A 16,647-nucleotide genomic window follows, 5' to 3' on the forward strand; every position below is an offset into this window, starting at 1 on the left:
TTTTACTTTAATTGGTATAACTTCCTTTTAAAATGGTCCCGAATGAAACTGAAGTACTGCAGTTTTAGGCTGGTGAAGTACTTTGATACAATGGAATGATTAACTCATTTATGTTGATGCAGGGCCTGAACTGCTTGATTGTTTTCGTTGGCAACCGCTGCTTAAGGCGTACCGCCATACTCGATTGCGTTTGGCAACTGCGTCCTCGGTTTGATGCTCCTAGCTATGCCGAGCGATTAGAAAGCTTTGAATGGTGGCATTGGGATGATGAAACACTAGCAGAAATATTGCCACCATTCCAAAAAGATTGCGGTGAGTTTTTGGCTTACTTTGAGCAAGTCTAACCCCAATATATTTTAAGTCTGAAACTAAAAAAGCAGCCTAAGTGGCTGCTTTTTCGTTTAATAACTTTATAGCGGTTTAGCTGGCAAGCCGTTTAGTTCGCTAACTGATTAATTAGAAAGCTTAGCCTCGACTTGCCCAAGTGCGCGTTGGTACATAAACCAAGCACATGTACCGGCAAGCACATTACCCACCATGGCACCCCAGAACAGGCCTTCAATACCAGCAAGCTGCGAACCAATCCACAAGCAAGGCAAGAAGAAGGCGAACAGGCGCAGTGCTGATATCGTTAAGGCAGTATAAGACTTACCAAGCGCATTCGAGATAGAAACCATCAGCATACAGATACCCAACGGCCCTAAACTGATAGGAACGATAAGTAAGTGGTAGTTCAAAATGGTCGAGACTTCGTCTTCGCTGGTCATGAGATTTGCCAACCCGCCAGAGAACATCCAAGTTACCAGTGCGATCACCAATTGGAATCCTAATACAAACATCACGGCAATCTTCACAAGACTACGTATGTTCCCTAGGTTCTTTTCTCCCAACATTCGGCCAATCATAGGTGGCATCGACATAGTCAGAGCAAGCACTGCAACAATCGAAAAGAACTCAAAACGTGAACCTAGCGCCCAAGCTGCAACGGCTGCTGTGCCGTAGCCTGCAAGCAGTTTGGTGGCGAGCATCGAAGAGACTGGTGGCAGTAGCTGACTGATCATCGCAGGCCCCATGATGTTTCCTATAGAACGAATACTCTTGCCGATATCAAGATCGTGCCAGTCGAATGTCATCCAATGCTTCTTAGTTACCTTAGGAGCAACGATAAAGATACCCGCACCGAACGCCAAGATGGTCGCAATCGCGGCTCCGTTGATGCCCATGTCGAGCGTGAATATGAAAATCGGGTCCAATATCAAGTTGATGATGCTGGTCGCGATCATCATCGAACCGGGCAGCATGGTATTACCATTGGCACGACACACACTGTAGAAAAAGTAGAGCAGTGCGCCTGTCCAAGAGCTTACCAGCCAATAGATCCAGTAATAATCAATGATCGGCAGTACCGTCGGTGGTGCATCGAGGAGTTGTAAAATAGGACCACGCAACAGATAGATGATGACCGAGAACAGCGCGACACTCACACTGCCCATCGCAACGACTAATCCGCCGAGCTGTTTGGCATAGCGTATCTCGTTAGCCCCAATAGCTCTCGCGATCACAGCCGTTGTCGCGATGCCTAGTCCGACTTGAATCCCGATAATGATCATTTGAATTGGTAGCGTGAAGCCTTGAACCGCGAGCGGCAGTACGCCTAACTGGCCAATAAAAGCACTGTCTACAAGTTGGAAGCTCATCAGGGAGAGCACCCCAAACAGCATTGGCCATGTCATTGTATAGAGTTGTCGGCCAAGAGAAGGCGAGGGAGTTGCGGTCGTAGAATTCATAACACTCTTATCAGTCTTGAAGGTAGGTTTGTCGTAGTGACAATCCACTCAATGAAGAATTGCGTAAAGGATAACGTAACGTTAGCTCGATACCAATAAATGTCATTAAATCTATCGATATTACCTTTGCACAGTTTCATCGGTATGTGAGCATTGTGCAATGCAACTTTATGCGTTCGCTTATTGAAATTTAAGGTGTCGTATCTTGTTTCTGAGTTTTATATTAGCGGATTGGGTCTAAAGGTTTTCCATTCGACTATTTCTAATGTTTCGCTTTATCCCGATAACTTGGTGGCGTGACTCCAACCCAACCTTTGAATGCACGATTGAAATTACTCAAGTCGCTGTAACCCACTTGCCAACTGATGTCTTGAACAGAAAGGTTGGTCTCTTCAAGTAGCTGTTTTGCTTTAGCTTCCCGAACTTGTTCTTTGGCTTGTTTAAAGAGAATGTTTTTGCTCTTCAGGTTTCTCTGCAGCGTTCGTTTTGTCATGCCGAGCATGGTCGCAAACCACTCAATATTGAACCAAGGTAGAGTCGCATAGGTGTCTATTAATATCTCGACAGCGTGATGCCAATCTTGGGTACTATTTCGTTCTGAAATGGCACGATAATCATCGGGCAGCGGAATCGAGAACGCACCGTATTGCTCTTCAAACTGAATATCAGAATCAAAGAAATGCTTAGGTAATTTACGTGCGCTGTTGTGCTTAGAGACCAACTTGGCGTGTGATGGTTGCCAGTGACTGTCAATGAACTTACGGCATAGGCTAATCACGGTCAGGGCGCGAAACCATTCTGCTTGTTCAAAACCTGAGGTCGATGGGTGATAGCAACTTCGATGACACAGCCACCACAATCCATCGCTTTTTTCCGTCCATATGGTGACGTGATTACTTAAGGTCGATATTTCAGTAATCAAGCAGCGTACCGCTTGCTCGAGAGAAGTGCATTGTTCAATTTTTCGGTCTAGCTCAGGTGACAATTGCTCTAGAGAGGCCTTACGTCCAACCTCAATCCCTATCGAATAGCCAAACTTACGCTCAAGGCCATGAATGAAGCGAATCACGTCTTGTGTAGGAAGCCATTGATTGGATTGTGTCAGTTCAATGGGTAAACCGCACGCAACGGCGACGGTGCGCCAATCCAGTCTATGTTTGTCACAATACTGAATATATGGAGCAATGTTACTGGTCGAAGTGAGCAGTATGCTGGTGGTGTTCGATGATGCTTTCATTGTTTTGTGCCTACCATTAAATGTCATCAAGTGACCTAATTAAGTGTAGCGCATCTCCCTATACTTTTCCTAACCCAAACAGGAGAACAATTATGAAACTTAAACACATTGCCGTTCTAGTATCGTTAGCGACCCCATCATCATTTGCTCTTGCAGCAAACCCAGTTGAAGAAGCTCTGAAAGTTGAAGGTGCTCAAGTTACCTTGACCGTGAAAGAGGCGAGCACAGCATTTACCCCAAGTTTTACTGACTCAGCTCGTGAGTTATTCAATAACTTTCATTGGCAGATGGGCGGCGACCACAGCGTTTACTACAACATGCACATGAGTGAGTTTCTACCAACGGCACTGGCGGCTCCAAACGAAGAGTACAAGCCTTTAGTCAAAAATATCGACCCACGACTCGCTGCACTGAAAGTTGATACTGAAAGCAAAGGTCAGTTGACAATGGATGAGTACTTGGCGGATGAACAGTTCCGTACCCAAGGCTTTATGTTGATTCACAAAGGGGAGATCGTTTACGAAGCTTACCCAGGTATGAAGCCGACAGATACGCACGTTTGGGCATCTACAGCAAAAACGACGGTTGGCACAGTGATCGCAATGTTAGTGGAAGAGGGCAAAGTCGACCCTGAAAAAGAGATCGCTGAGTATGTTTCTGAATTGAAAGGAACGAACTGGGATGGCATCACAGTACACCAAGTTCTGAACATGTCGACCGCGCTAGACAATGAAGAGACATTAGAGTCTATCTTGAACCCAGACTCTGATGTGGTGCGTTTCTTTGCGGCATCGTTTAACTCACCTCGTGCAAAAACGGGTGAAATGGAAACTTGGATGGAAGTGGCTCAAGGTGCACAGAAACTGGAAGGTGAAAAAGCCGGTGACCATTTCCGTTACGCATCTATCAACACCATGGTGCTGACTAAGTTAGTTGAAAACGTTGAGAACAAAACTTGGACTCAAGTATTCGAAGATCGTGTTTGGTCAAAAGTGCACGCACGTCAACCAATGCAATTCAACTTGACGCCAGATGGCATGGCGATCGCGGTTGGCTTGGTTTCATCAACGGTAGAAGACATGGCTCGCTGGGGAACACTATTTACACCTAGCTGGAAAGCGGTGGCTGATGAGCCAGTGGTGTCACAAGCTGTGATTGATCGTATCCGCAACGGCGGTGATCCAAAAGCATTCGTAGGTACTAGCAAAGAGAGCAGTTCACTGCACGCATACAACGAAAAAGCAGACTACAACGCATACCAATTTGATTTCATTTTCAATGACGGTGCAATGTCGAAAAGTGGCAACCTAGGCCAATTTATTTACATCGATCCTGCACGTGACTTTGTGGGTGTGATGTTCTCAACCAACCCATACCACTCAGGTTTTGGTGAGAATAAAGGCCCTGCACTAATGCGTTCGGCAGCAAAACTACTTGCTGACAAGTAATCTATTTATTACCTAACAGGATGTTCCAGGCTTCAAGGAGGAAGCAAACGACTTTCGAGAGATATAATGAAAAAGTTTGCTCTATTAATCCCGTTGAGTTTAGGTCTAGCCCTTCCTGCACATGCCGATTCAGATTCCGAACGTGTTATCGATCCTGCTGATGTCACTAAAGTTTATACTCAAGCTGCATTGATGCTGAATGGTAGTTCAGATATCCAATTTCAAGGGCAAGTTTCTGGCGGTTTAGAAAACGGTCAGCAGTTTGCCCTACTGGCCGAAGGGACGTTTGTCGATGAAAGCAACACAGCGCTTCGCGATCCAGACAAATTCGGTACAGAGTACAGCAACTCTAGAATTCAGTACTTCCACGTCTTTGAAACAGGGACGAAAGCTACGCCTAAAGTGGGTCTTTCATTAGATTATATTAATACGCGCAACAGTATTAAAAATGACTTATTGTCGGTTGGCGGTGTTGTTGCGATTAATCCAGCTTATACCGGTGGATTCCTGGTATTTCCAAGAGCAGGACTGATGACTGGTAGTATGGAGATCCCTGGCGTCACTTCATCTAAAGATGATTTAACGGGATACTCGCTTGGTTTGATTACCGCGAAGCATCTCGGTGACTCTGGCGCTTATGTGTCTTTGGTTCCTGAGTGGCAAGATCTTTCTGGTGATGATATCGACATGCAAAACTTCTCATTTAAAACATCGTTAAATGTGCCGATGAACACTGCAAGAACTTGGTGGTTGAATACGCGCTATGACATTACCAAAGCGGATGTTGATGTGAAAGGTGTGCCAATGCCGAATGGTTGGCAAACCGAAGCTTGGGTTGGTGTGAGATACTACTTCTAGCGCTCTAGCCAGCTAATTTGGAAAGAACCTAAAAAAGCCAGTCAACGTGACTGGCTTTTGTCGTTAAGGTACCGCGTGAAGCGTTACTTATTTACTTATTTACTTATTTATTAGCAACGTTACCTAGCTTCAACCACGTATCGATAACCGTATCCGGGTTTAGTGAAACAGAGCTGATGCCTTGCTCCATTAACCACTCTGCTAGGTCGTCATGGTCAGATGGGCCTTGGCCACAAATACCCACGTATTTACCCGCTTTGGTTGCCGCATCGATCGCCATTTTCAGCATTGCTTTCACGGCTGGGTTACGCTCATCGAAGAGGTGTGCCACATCGCCTGAATCTCGGTCGAGGCCAAGTGTCAGTTGCGTCATGTCGTTTGAGCCGATAGAGAAGCCATCGAAGTACTTCAAGAACTCATCAGCCAAGATTGCGTTCGATGGTAGCTCACACATCATGATCACTTTCAGACCTTGGTCGCCACGGCGAAGGTCGAATTTAGCCAGAATGTCGATAACCGATGCCGCTTCGCTTGGAGTACGAACGAATGGGATCATGATTTCAACGTTCTTAAGGCCCATTTCGTTGCGAACGCGTTTGATCGCTTGAGTTTCTAGCTCGAAACAGTCTTCGAATACTGGTGAGATGTAACGAGATGCACCACGGAAGCCCAGCATTGGGTTCTCTTCATGCGGTTCAAACGTTTTACCGCCGACTAGGTTGCTGTACTCGTTCGACTTAAAGTCAGACATACGTACGATCACACGCTTAGGCCAGAATGCAGAAGCGATAGTCGCGATGCCTTCTGTTAATTTGCTTACGTAGAAATCGATAGGATCTTTGTAGCCACGAATACGTTCGTTGATTTCCGCTTTTAGCTCATCCGTTTGTGCATCGAAGTTAAGCAGCGCTTTAGGGTGAATACCGATCATCTTGTTGATGATGAATTCTAGACGAGCAAGGCCAACACCTTCGTTCGGGATTTGTGCAAAGTCGAAGGCACGATCTGGGTTACCCACGTTCATCATTACTTTGGTTGGTAGCATTGGTAGCTCATCAACCTCAGAACGTTTGATTTCAAAATCGAGTTCGCCGTTGTAAACGTAGCCTGTTTCGCCTTCTGAACATGACACTGTCACGGTATCGCCATCGTTTAGGCTGCTTGTTGCTGTACCACAACCAACAATCGCTGGGATACCAAGCTCGCGAGCAATGATCGCAGCGTGACAAGTACGGCCACCACGGTTAGTCACAATCGCAGACGCTTTCTTCATCACAGGTTCCCAGTCTGGGTCTGTCATGTCAGTTACCAGCACGTCGCCTTCTTGAACCAGTGACATTTGGTCTAGAGAATCAACCAAGCGAACAGGGCCAGAGCCGATACGCTGACCGATAGCGCGGCCTTCAACCAAGACATCCGCCTTATTGTTTAGCTCGTAACGCTCGATAACGTTTTGATCGCTTTGAGAACATACGGTTTCTGGGCGAGCCTGAACGATGTAAAGCTTGCCGTCGATGCCATCTTTCGCCCACTCAATGTCCATTGGACGTTGGTAGTGCTTCTCGATGATCATCGCTTGTTTTGCTAGCTCTTTGATCTCTTCATCGTTGAGTGAGAACTCGTTACGCTCTTGAGTGTCGGTGTCGATGATATCGACTTGCTTGCCGATTTCTTGATTGGTCGAGTAGATCATCTTGATCAACTTAGAACCAAACGTCTTTTTAACGATTGGGTAGTGACCCGCTTCTAACATTGGCTTGTGAACGTAGAATTCGTCTGGGTTCACTGCGCCCTGTACAACCATTTCACCCAAGCCCCAAGAAGAGGTGATGAATACCACTTGGTCGAAGCCAGACTCAGTATCAAGCGTGAACATCACACCTGAAGAGGCTTTGTCTGAGCGAACCATGCGCTGGATACCCGCAGACAATGAAATGCCACGGTGGTCAAAGCCTTGGTGTACACGGTAAGAGATAGCGCGGTCGTTAAACAGTGACGCGTAAACGTGCTTGGTTGCTTCGAGTACCGCGTCGATGCCTTTCACGTTAAGGAAGGTTTCTTGCTGGCCTGCGAATGAAGCATCTGGAAGGTCTTCTGCGGTTGCAGATGAACGCACAGCTACAGACAATTCTTCGTTGTCTTCGATTAGCTCGCGGTAGTTATCACGGATGTCTTGCTCTAGTGATTCTGGGAAGGGTGCGTCTAGAACCCATTGTCGAATCGTTGCACCTGTCTTACGCAGTGCGTCAACGTCTTCAACATCAAGTTCATCAAGTAGTTGGTGGATGCGCTCATCAAGACCTTTGTAGTCAAGAAAGTCGTTAAACGCATAAGAGGTGGTAGCAAAACCATTAGGTACAGAAACACCAGCATTGGACAGGTTAGAAACCATCTCGCCCAGTGAGGCGTTCTTACCGCCGACTTTGTCGACATCTTCCATGGATAGGCCATTGAACCATAGGGTATTATTTTGCATTTATTTCTCCAGAAACATAGCAAGCATTGTAGGGATTTAAAGGCAAACGATTACGTGTCAGTTTAAAAAAATGTAAATTATTTTCTAAAGCTGTGGGGGACGTAATAGTCAGCAGGGTTTTATTATCTATATTATGGTTACCATCCTACTCAAAATAATTTTAAACATTAAATAAAAAATGCAAATTGATATTCAAAGTCGTGATGTATTCTATGTTTCTGATGGAACGGCCATAACATGTGAGACTTTAGGGCATGTTGTTCTAGGTCAATTCCCTTTTAAAGCCAATGAAAAAACCTTTCCGTTTGTGGAAAGTGAGGACAAACTTTCTGATTTATTAAAAGAGATTGAAATTTCGTATCGTGATACCGGATTAGAACCGCTAGTGTTCTTTTCGATTGTGATACCTGATATCAAAACCAAATTGCTAGAAGCGCCCGCGCACTGTTATGACGTGTTAGAGAGCATCGTGCAGAAAGTACAGGATGACATTCAGATGGCGCCTGTTCCTAAGTTGCAGCGCTCACGTAGTGTAAACAAGGACTCGGTGAAGTATTTCGACCGTATTGCTGCGATTGAGTACACGCTCGCGCATGATGATGGCATCACGCTAAAAGGGCTGGAAGAAGCCGACATCATCTTGTTGGGTGTTTCTCGAAGTGGCAAAACACCAACAAGTTTGTATATGGCGATGCAGTTTGGCTTACGCGTAGCAAACTACCCATTTATCCACGATGACTTGGCACGCTTAAAGCTGTTGCCAGAGTTTGAGATTTACCGACATAAGCTGTTTGGTTTGACCATTGATGCAGAAAGGCTCACTGAAATTCGTGAGAACCGCTTAGCAGGCAGCGAATACGCCAGTGACTCACAATGTTTGTATGAATTGCAAACGGTAGAGGCGATGTTCCGTCGAGAAGCGATACCTTACATCAACACCTCTTCACTATCGGTTGAAGAAATTTCGACACGAATCTTGGAGCGAACAGGTTTGAGAAGGCGTCTGCTGTAAGACAAAGCCTTAGAGAAATAGAATGGCCAGATAAAAGAAAATCGAAGCTCGCAGTTTACACCTGAGAGCTTCGATTTTTTGTTTGTGCTCGTTGTAGTCGCTTGCGAGTCAGAGCTTGTTTTCTTAATCGAGATAGCTTTCTAGCGAAGTAAAGACAGCTTTAGCGTTTCACTTTTCTTTTCTAACCAGCGTTCAAGTGCTGGTGGCCATGTGATGCTTGGTTCTACGCAAAAGCCACGAAGCATCGAGAAATACACCGCTTGATCGACTAGAGGCAGTGATGACTCACCATTCTCTAGATCCAGTAAGAGTTCGGCATCTTTCAGTAATGGGTTAATCAGTTGAACGAACTGAGGCGTCTTTTCTAACAGTTCTTCAAAGTTAAAACCTTCGGTCTCTTTACTGGCACGCCAAGCTTCTTTGGCTCCAGCAGAGCGATATTCAGCCAAGTCGAGGTTCCACCAACGTGGGCGTCCAATCTGTTGAGTAAGAGGGAATGCGCGAGTTTGGAACACAGTCACTTGCTCAGATGGCACACGCTGCTCATCGCTTGATTTCAAGTCCATGAAGTACGCGATGATATCTAGGCTCTCTGCCATGATAGAGCCATCGTCTTTTTGTAAGACGGGCACCATCTTTTTACCGATCAGATCGATAAGGGTTTGGGCATCATCATAATCGACAGAAACAAGCTCAATGTTCAAGCCTAGCGATTGAGCAATGTAGGAGACTCTTGCACAGAAAGGGCAGTGGCCGTAAATGTAAAGCTTCATAGCTTCCCTCATTCGGGTCTTTCTTAGTATAAGATGATGCTAATGTACCAGAAACTTTCGCAGACAATAAGCCTTTGTTAACAAGAACTATTCACTGCGATTAAGTGCTCGGGGATATCAAGAGAACGATGGGAATAAGCACTTAGTGTAGAAACTCGTTGCCTAATTCTATTGTCAGTTGAGTGCGGTTTTATTGTAACGAGTAAGCGAATGAGAAAGCTAGTGGGTAAATTACAGGCATAAAAAAGGCTCTGGCTGCTTACTCTAATGCAGAAGAGTGAAGTCAGCCAAAGCCTCAATTTTGTTACCTTTAGTAGAGTGACTACTAAAAGGGCAGAGTGGTTAAACTATGCTTTTTTAAGATCTTGCGCTGGGTAAGTAAGCGTCATTGCGCCTTCTACCGTTGTAACGTGAACGTAGCCGCCACCAGCACTTAGGCCAGTTACTACCATTTCACCTAGTTCAACACCTTTTGTTGCTACAACGCGATCATCAACTGAAAACACTTTACACACCTTCAATAAATTAAATAAATACGATAGATATCGAACGCGGATTTAAACAGATGGGACCTCAATCAACTAATCCGGTTATTTGTCGTAAAGATTAAATTCAGTTATGTATAAATAATTATGTATTAAAAATCAGTTTGTTAACTTACGCTGTGACGTTATTTATCCGCTGGATACACTACACCAACTTGTTGGCGCATCTCTGTAATTAACTTCGCAACCGTTAAAGCGCGCAGTTGGGCCTGCGCTTGTGTTGCGTTGTCGCCAGCAATGCAGCTAGCAAAGGCCTGCGCTTCGTAACTCATGGAGTTTTCGCTTTGTGCTTGAGTAAGGTTTTCTACCGTGCCATCGCGGTAGCGGATCTTAACGTCAGTACATTCAGCGATGTGATCGATGATGATCGCCCCTAATTCACCTTGGATCTCGCTTGGCGCATAAGAGTCGCTGACTTTGGAGTGCGCAAGGGTCACATCAAACTCAGGGTATTGGAAGATCGCACAGCCATGAGCATCGACACCTGAATCAAGTAGCTTTGCAGAAGCCTGTGCGTTTTCAGGTTTGCCAAATAGCGCGACTGTCGCGGCAACACAGTAAAAGCCAATATCGACCAATGAGCCGTTAGAAAAAGCTGGGTTGAAGGTATTTGGGTTCTCGCCGTTTAGGTATTTTTGGTAGCGCGATGAATACTGGCAGTAGTTGATGTGTGCTTTATGTACCTTGCCAATCTTTTCTAACCCAAGTTGAACTTGCTTAAAGTTCGGTAGGAATTGAGATTTATACGCCTCAAACAGCACCACACCGTTTTTCTCAGCGACTTCGAACATGCGTGTTGCTTCATCAATATTTGATGCAACCGGCTTTTCACAGATAACATGCTTGCCGTGTTCCATCATGAAGATAGATTGCTCGCAATGCAGTGAGTTAGGGGAAGCGATGTACACGGCTTCTACAGTGTTGTCATTGGCCAATGCGTCGAGTGAGTCATACGTGGTTTCAACGTCAAATTCTTGGGCGAACTGTGCCGCGCTGTCTAGATTTCGAGAGTAAACCGCAGCAAGTTGCATCGATTGAGATTCGTGCGCAGCTTGAACAAACTTTTGTGTAATCCAATTGGTTCCAATTACAGCAAACTTAATCATATAGGTATCCAGTCGTTAGTCGTCGTTAGTATATTGATTCTGCAGAGATAGTAGCACTCAACGGCTGGCAATGTGCCTGAGATTTACGGAACAATTTCCCTAAACATAGTGCCTAATATTAATGTTCAGCCTTCACAGAGCGTCTGAGTTGACCAGTGTAACGGTGCACAACTAAGCCATTTTTGCTAAGGTGTTATTGAATTCAAACAAGGTGATGATATGCAAATCCGGACGGCCAAGGTAACTGATATTAACGCGATCTTAGCGCTCTCTGAGCAGATAAACCGTCAACATCATCTTGGTGCGCCTATGGTATTTGCACCAGCGTCACAAGGCTTGGCCGACAGTGAAGAGTATTGGTTAGGTTTGATGCTTGACCCACTTGGCGCTTTCTTGGTTGCAGTAGACGACAAGCAAGTCGTTGGCTTTTTAGCGGGTAAGGTAACGCAGAACAAAGGCGTCAGTTTTATTCAGCCGCACAAGGTGGCAAGGGTCAATACGATTGTGGTGAACGATCAGGTTCAGAGCAAAGGTGCTGGTCGAGCGTTAATGAAGTCTTTTAATCAATGGGCGCAGGCGAGAGGAGCGATAGAACTTAGGTTGGAGGTAATGGAGTTTAACCAACAAGCTCAGGGTTTCTATGAGTCGTTAGGAATGGAAACTCAGTCACGAACCATGTCCATGCGTTTTGAGGAGATCTAAAGGTGCGTCTGTTTCTGCCTTTATCACTGTGTTTACTGTTTGTGGCTTCGAACGCGAATGCTGAGCAAGTCGTGGTCGAGAAAATAGTCTCTGACGCGACCGCTATCGAAACCATCGTATTCGAGTCTGCACCGGCTCATTCTCAACGTGTCTCAACGTCTTCATCTAACTCAACCTCTTCCACGAGCTCAAACTCCGAGCATGTGATTATTGTGGATGATGTTCTTAACAGTAGCCCTGATGAAAAGGTAGCTCAGCTTTCTCAAGGGTCATCAAAACGTCCACCTCAAAGTTCCTCTCGACAGTTTTACAACGTACCGGATAGCGCATCTGAGATAGATTCGCTGTCGCAAGTGGTTACGTTAGTTAAAGTCGATAAATCGAAACGTAGGATGTATCTGCTAAAAGGTGAAGAGGTGATTCAGGAGTTTCGTATTGCGCTAGGCAAACAACCGAAAGGGCATAAACGCTTTGAAGGGGACAACCGAACGCCGGAAGGGGAATACCAGCTCGATTATGTGATGGAAGAGTCAGACTTTTATCGTTCAGTACACATTAACTACCCGCAACCTTCGGATATGCAATGGGCGGAGCAAAATGATGTAGACCCTGGAGGGAACATCAAAATCCATGGCATCAAAAACGGCGAGCGTCGTTCGCCGAGCTTTATTCAAAGCTTTGATTGGACGGATGGCTGTATCGCGTTAACCAATCAAGATATGGATGAGTTTCTCCAACTTGTAAAAATGGGTACCCCTATCCATATTGAATGGTAGTCATAGGTACCCAGTTTTCTTAATCATTTTCCGCAGTCAATTAGCGCAATCAATTCGCGAAACCAATTCGTAAAAGCAACTTCCAAACTTAACCGCTAAAGCCAGTTACAGTATGACTCGACCTGCACTGAATATTGCAATCACAATCAGCAATGCAATGGTGACTGGCTTGAACTTCGCTCCACCAAATCTCTCGAACAGTTTAGAACCCACATAACCGCCAAGCATGCTGCTTGGTAAGAGTGCGAGAGTCAGCCAGACCACATCACGGTCGACTAACCCAGCGATAGATGCCGAAACAAATGCAGTGGAATCTGCCAATACAAAGAAGGCAATCAGGCCTGCTCTAGCAATGTGCGGAGCGACTGGGCTTGCCAATGCATGAGTGCCAATTGGAGGCCCTGACATCGAAGCCGCGCCGTTCATTACACCCGCAAGGCTTCCTAGAATATAGGGAGTAAATCTAGGTTCGCTTTTGTACTGGAAACCTTTGTAGATCATAAGTGCAGACGCAAAAATGAAGGCACTGATGATCAAGATGATCGTGTCTTGGCTAACGGATTTAAGCAGAAGTAAGCCGACTGGTGTGAAGGCAAAACAAGGGATAAATATCTTTAAAACCCAGCGCCAATTTACGTGATGTTTAACCTTAGGCAGTAATTGAACATTGCCTAGGAGATCGATCAACATGAAGACGGGAACCAGTTCGATAACAGGCTCGAATAACGCACTTAATGGCAATGCCACTAAGGTGAAACCGAAACCTGAGAAGCCACGAACAATAGCGGCGAAAATGAAGATTGCACCCAAAATTGGGAAGGTTGGACTAAAAATGAGATCCATAAATTAAGTAACCAATGAAGCTGTCTAAATAGAGCGAGCTAATGAAACCAAGTGAGTAGCGGAATGTACTCCTACTCACTTGTGTTTGCTACCTAATTTTAAGGTTTCCCGAGAGTTAATTTTAAAGTCTCTCGGGGTTGTTTTTGCAGTATTCGCTTGGTCAATTTATAGAGGTAAATTGATTCGGAAGATCAGTGAATACGGCATCTACTTTTGAGATGAATTTGAAGTGAGAGGGATCGTTTACTGTGTAGCACCAAGTTTGAATATTTGCTTCACTGAGTGTATCAAGATCGCTCTGATTCACATGCTCGTAGTTCATGTGACAGCTGAACGCTTTAACCTCGTCAATCAACATCAAGTCGGCTTGAGTCAGCTGCTCTGTGATCACACCTACGCGGTATCTCGGCAGGTGAAGAGCCATTTCAGAAACCACTTGATGGCTGAAACTTGAAAGCAGCACTCTGTCGGTGTCTAGATTTGAACGAATCAACTCGGTATGCAGCAAATCAACGACATGAGGCGCTTGATGTCGACTGTCGACTTTGATCTCTAAGTTCACGCTGAGATCATGCTGCTCAACAAGCGCGAGCAACTCTTCCAACGTCAATATTCTTTCACCAGCGAACTGCTCAGACTTCCAACTGCCAAAATCGAGCTGACGCAGCTCAGCAAGGGTGTGTTCATCAACTCGACCCTTGCCATCGCTGCAGCGCTCAAGGGTGTGGTCGTGACAAACCACAAGTTGATCATCCTGAGTTGGCTGAATATCTACTTCAATCCATTTCAAGCCGAGTTTAGCGGCTTGTTCAATGCTTGCTTTGGTATTTTCTGGGTGAGTACCTGCTACACCCCGATGACCTACGATGATAGACGACATAATTAATCCTTCTTAAAGACGCACCGTAAAAACGCATTAAATATCAGTGTACTCGATTAAGCGAGAGCCGTCGTTATGCTTGTCGTCTCTTCGCGTGACTCTTGTGAAGTAAAGTTATTCGGCTGAATACGCTTCCCACGACTGTCAAAAATATGCAGGTTGGATTTATCGATGCTTAGCCCGAGAGGGACGGCTTGGCACAGCGTCGTTTCGGGTGTCACTGCAATAAAGGGTTGTTCGTTCACAAGGCCATGAACCAATTGATTTGGCCCTAAAGGCTCAACCACACTGATGCGTAATTCAAGTGGCAGCGCGTTCATGACTAAATCGGCACAAACCTCAGAGTGTTCTGGGCGAATACCAAGTGTGATGGCTGTATTTTTTACGTGGGCGAATTCGGGCAAGTACATTTGTTGGTCGCCAATCTCAAGGTAGCCGTCGTCGAGTGTTGCTGGTAAGAAATTCATCGCTGGGCTGCCAATGAAGCTTGCCACAAAGGTACTGGCTGGCTGGTGGTAGACCTCTCTTGGTGTCCCGACTTGCTCTATTTGACCGTTGTTGAGTACCACAATTCTGTCAGCCAGTGTCATGGCTTCAACTTGATCATGAGTGACGTAAACACTGGTCACGCCAAGCTCGCGTTGCAGCTTTTTGATTTCTAATCTCATGTGGGCACGCAGTGAGGCATCTAGGTTAGACAAAGGTTCGTCAAACAAGAACAGCTGTGGGTCGCGAACGATCGCTCGCCCCATAGCAACACGTTGACGTTGACCACCAGAAAGTTTGGCTGGCTTGCGGTCTAGATATTCTTCGATCTTCAGTGTTTTGGCGACTTTCTCAATTTTATCTTCAATAAGGTGCTGACTGACACCTCGGTTCTTTAAGCCATAAGCGAGGTTCTTATACACCGTCATGTGAGGGTAGAGCGCGTAATTCTGGAAGACCATCGCGATATCACGCAGGGCAGGTTTCTCTGTATCAACCCGACGACCACCTATATGTATCTCACCGCCAGAGATGCTTTCTAAACCCGCAATGGAACGCAAGATAGAAGACTTACCACAACCAGAAGGCCCCACTAAAACAAGGAACTCACCCTCATCGATATCAAGAGAGACTCCTTTGACGGCTTGATGGCCGTTTTCGTACGTCTTGACCAAGTTTTTGATGCCTAACATGGTAGGTGCTTTGTGCGTATGGTTGTGAGTGGCTTGGGTGTGCCCTAACGTTTGTTTTAACTTTGGCATCGGTGTGTCCTCTGTATTTTTGTGGATAGCTTGGTGAGAAGGCAGGTGAGACATCTTGTACTCAGCGAGTGATTGAATGCGGTTATCGTTCATTTGATTTTTGTCGTTATTATTTTTCACTTTCTACTAGCCCTTTTACAAACCAACGCTGAAATACAACCACCACTAAAACGGGTGGCAACATAGCTAAAATCACCATGGCAAAAACATAGTCGTAGCGCGGTAAACTGGTTTCATTGATGTTGTTGAGTACTTGTTTGATGCCCATCACGATGGTGTTGTAGCCTTCGTCCGTGGTCATCATGATTGGCCACAGATATTGGTTCCAACCCACCACAAACATGATGATGAAGATTGCGGCAATCATGGTTTTAGACAGTGGCAATAAGATGTCGACAAAGAATCGAAATGGACCTGCGTTATCTAGCTGAGCGGCTTCTAACAATTCATCGGGGATGGTTTTGAAGAACTGCCTAAAAAAGAACGTCGCGGTGGCTGAGGCGATCAAAGGCAGAATTAAACCTGTGTAGCTATTAAGAAGCCCAAGCCCAGCGACAACCTCATAGGAAGGGATAATGCGCACTTCTAATGGCAGCAAAAGCGTCACGAAGATCAACCAGAACCAAGCTGTAGCATAAGGCAGTCTGAAGTAGACCAAAGCATACGCAGCCATCATCGAAATGATGATCTTACCGATCGCAAAACCTAGCCCCATGATCATCGAGTTGGCGATCATTTTGCTGGCGGTGACTTCGCCACTGAAGCCCATGCTTTTGTTCCAAGCTTCGCTATAAATGGCCGTAAAGTTATCGCCTGGTACCCATTGCAGGCCTTCGCTGACAATGGTGTTCGGGTTATGCGTCGAGCTGGCGAAGATTAGCCAGATAGGGACCAACATGAACAGCATCCCAGCAATTAGAATTAGGTGGTCATAGACCTTATTACTTTTCATAAATA

Annotated in this window: 16 protein-coding genes; 6 read left to right on the top strand and 10 right to left on the bottom strand. The window is 45.6% G+C overall.

What is annotated here, in order from left to right; translation table 11 throughout:
* Positions 1-110: 110 nt before the first annotated feature.
* Positions 111-344 carry a phosphonate metabolism protein gene (locus AB4185_RS05950; RefSeq protein ID WP_010428389.1) on the top strand — a complete coding sequence of 78 codons (234 nt, stop codon included), beginning with the start codon at positions 111-113 and terminating at the stop codon, positions 342-344.
* A 108-nt stretch (positions 345-452) separates the two neighbouring features.
* Here the strand turns inward: AB4185_RS05950 and AB4185_RS05955 are convergent, their stop codons facing one another.
* Together AB4185_RS05955 and AB4185_RS05960 are read right to left on the bottom strand one after the other, a co-directional pair.
* Complete coding sequence (locus tag AB4185_RS05955; RefSeq protein WP_017069196.1) at positions 453-1,787, bottom strand: MATE family efflux transporter; 1,335 nt, start codon at positions 1,785-1,787, stop codon at positions 453-455.
* Between the two features lie 262 nt (positions 1,788-2,049).
* Positions 2,050-3,024, bottom strand: a complete 975-nt coding sequence (locus AB4185_RS05960) for an AraC family transcriptional regulator (RefSeq protein WP_017060555.1) — start codon at positions 3,022-3,024, stop codon at positions 2,050-2,052.
* A 92-nt stretch (positions 3,025-3,116) separates the two neighbouring features.
* Between AB4185_RS05960 and AB4185_RS05965 the strand changes: the two genes are divergently transcribed.
* Both AB4185_RS05965 and AB4185_RS05970 read left to right on the top strand, forming a co-directional pair.
* A complete protein-coding gene (locus AB4185_RS05965; protein ID WP_017060556.1) occupies positions 3,117-4,472 on the top strand; it encodes a serine hydrolase in 1,356 nt (451 codons plus the stop codon).
* 66 nt (positions 4,473-4,538) lie between these two features.
* Complete coding sequence (locus AB4185_RS05970; RefSeq protein WP_017060557.1) at positions 4,539-5,330, top strand: hypothetical protein; 792 nt, start codon at positions 4,539-4,541, stop codon at positions 5,328-5,330.
* Positions 5,331-5,433: 103 nt separating this feature from the next.
* Here the strand turns inward: AB4185_RS05970 and ppsA are convergent, their stop codons facing one another.
* Positions 5,434-7,806 carry a phosphoenolpyruvate synthase gene (ppsA, locus tag AB4185_RS05975; RefSeq protein ID WP_050645846.1) on the bottom strand — a complete coding sequence of 791 codons (2,373 nt, stop codon included), beginning with the start codon at positions 7,804-7,806 and terminating at the stop codon, positions 5,434-5,436.
* A gap of 178 nt (positions 7,807-7,984) precedes the next feature.
* On the opposite strand from ppsA, the gene AB4185_RS05980 reads away from it, so the two are divergent.
* Entirely contained in the window at positions 7,985-8,818 is an 834-nt protein-coding gene (locus AB4185_RS05980) for a pyruvate, water dikinase regulatory protein (RefSeq protein ID WP_017060559.1), read from the top strand.
* Between the two features lie 140 nt (positions 8,819-8,958).
* On the opposite strand, the gene grxB is transcribed toward AB4185_RS05980, so the two are convergent.
* The 3 genes from grxB to AB4185_RS05995 form a co-directional block, all read right to left on the bottom strand.
* On the bottom strand, positions 8,959-9,591 hold the full coding sequence (gene grxB / locus AB4185_RS05985; RefSeq protein WP_372135113.1) for a glutaredoxin 2: 633 nt from the start codon (positions 9,589-9,591) through the stop codon (positions 8,959-8,961).
* Positions 9,592-9,938: 347 nt separating this feature from the next.
* Complete coding sequence (locus AB4185_RS05990) at positions 9,939-10,097, bottom strand: hypothetical protein (RefSeq protein ID WP_004733064.1); 159 nt, start codon at positions 10,095-10,097, stop codon at positions 9,939-9,941.
* Positions 10,098-10,261: 164 nt separating this feature from the next.
* Positions 10,262-11,242, bottom strand: a complete 981-nt coding sequence (locus AB4185_RS05995; protein ID WP_017060561.1) for a Gfo/Idh/MocA family protein — start codon at positions 11,240-11,242, stop codon at positions 10,262-10,264.
* Positions 11,243-11,461: 219 nt separating this feature from the next.
* On the opposite strand from AB4185_RS05995, the gene AB4185_RS06000 reads away from it, so the two are divergent.
* On the top strand, positions 11,462-11,944 hold the full coding sequence (locus AB4185_RS06000) for a GNAT family N-acetyltransferase (protein WP_017064907.1): 483 nt from the start codon (positions 11,462-11,464) through the stop codon (positions 11,942-11,944).
* A 2-nt stretch (positions 11,945-11,946) separates the two neighbouring features.
* Positions 11,947-12,720, top strand: a complete 774-nt coding sequence (locus tag AB4185_RS06005; RefSeq protein ID WP_017067270.1) for a murein L,D-transpeptidase family protein — start codon at positions 11,947-11,949, stop codon at positions 12,718-12,720.
* A 105-nt stretch (positions 12,721-12,825) separates the two neighbouring features.
* On the opposite strand, the gene AB4185_RS06010 is transcribed toward AB4185_RS06005, so the two are convergent.
* The 4 genes from AB4185_RS06010 to ugpE all read right to left on the bottom strand — a co-directional run bounded on the left by AB4185_RS06010 (position 12,826) and on the right by ugpE (position 16,642).
* The gene (locus AB4185_RS06010) at positions 12,826-13,563 is read right to left on the bottom strand and encodes a sulfite exporter TauE/SafE family protein (protein WP_372135115.1); all 738 of its coding nucleotides are present in this window, start codon (positions 13,561-13,563) and stop codon (positions 12,826-12,828) included.
* 160 nt (positions 13,564-13,723) lie between these two features.
* Positions 13,724-14,443, bottom strand: coding sequence for a glycerophosphodiester phosphodiesterase family protein (locus AB4185_RS06015; protein WP_372135117.1), 720 nt, complete (start codon positions 14,441-14,443; stop codon positions 13,724-13,726).
* Between the two features lie 56 nt (positions 14,444-14,499).
* Entirely contained in the window at positions 14,500-15,810 is a 1,311-nt protein-coding gene (locus AB4185_RS06020) for a sn-glycerol-3-phosphate import ATP-binding protein UgpC (RefSeq protein WP_372135119.1), read from the bottom strand.
* Positions 15,800-16,642: a sn-glycerol-3-phosphate ABC transporter permease UgpE gene (ugpE, locus tag AB4185_RS06025; protein ID WP_017071585.1), complete on the bottom strand. Its 843-nt coding sequence runs from the start codon at positions 16,640-16,642 to the stop codon at positions 15,800-15,802. The genes AB4185_RS06020 and ugpE overlap by 11 nt, the downstream gene beginning before the upstream one ends.
* Between the last annotated feature and the right edge of the window lie 5 nt (positions 16,643-16,647).

The sequence above is a fragment of the Vibrio sp. 10N.286.48.F5 genome (genome assembly GCF_041469785.1).
Classification (GTDB): Bacteria; Pseudomonadota; Gammaproteobacteria; order Enterobacterales; family Vibrionaceae; genus Vibrio; species Vibrio crassostreae_C.

Excerpts from the sequence above, each read along its gene's own strand:
- AB4185_RS05950 (WP_010428389.1), top strand. The coding sequence starts at position 111 with ATGTTGATGCAGGGCCTGAACTGCTTGATTGTTTTCGTTGGCAACCGC.
- AB4185_RS05955 (WP_017069196.1), bottom strand. The coding sequence starts at position 1,787 with ATGAATTCTACGACCGCAACTCCCTCGCCTTCTCTTGGCCGACAACTC.
- AB4185_RS05960 (WP_017060555.1), bottom strand. The coding sequence starts at position 3,024 with ATGAAAGCATCATCGAACACCACCAGCATACTGCTCACTTCGACCAGT.
- AB4185_RS05965 (WP_017060556.1), top strand. The coding sequence starts at position 3,117 with ATGAAACTTAAACACATTGCCGTTCTAGTATCGTTAGCGACCCCATCA.
- AB4185_RS05970 (WP_017060557.1), top strand. The coding sequence starts at position 4,539 with ATGAAAAAGTTTGCTCTATTAATCCCGTTGAGTTTAGGTCTAGCCCTT.
- ppsA (WP_050645846.1), bottom strand. The coding sequence starts at position 7,806 with ATGCAAAATAATACCCTATGGTTCAATGGCCTATCCATGGAAGATGTC.
- AB4185_RS05980 (WP_017060559.1), top strand. The coding sequence starts at position 7,985 with ATGCAAATTGATATTCAAAGTCGTGATGTATTCTATGTTTCTGATGGA.
- grxB (WP_372135113.1), bottom strand. The coding sequence starts at position 9,591 with ATGAAGCTTTACATTTACGGCCACTGCCCTTTCTGTGCAAGAGTCTCC.
- AB4185_RS05995 (WP_017060561.1), bottom strand. The coding sequence starts at position 11,242 with ATGATTAAGTTTGCTGTAATTGGAACCAATTGGATTACACAAAAGTTT.
- AB4185_RS06000 (WP_017064907.1), top strand. The coding sequence starts at position 11,462 with ATGCAAATCCGGACGGCCAAGGTAACTGATATTAACGCGATCTTAGCG.
- AB4185_RS06010 (WP_372135115.1), bottom strand. The coding sequence starts at position 13,563 with ATGGATCTCATTTTTAGTCCAACCTTCCCAATTTTGGGTGCAATCTTC.
- AB4185_RS06015 (WP_372135117.1), bottom strand. The coding sequence starts at position 14,443 with ATGTCGTCTATCATCGTAGGTCATCGGGGTGTAGCAGGTACTCACCCA.
- ugpE (WP_017071585.1), bottom strand. The coding sequence starts at position 16,642 with ATGAAAAGTAATAAGGTCTATGACCACCTAATTCTAATTGCTGGGATG.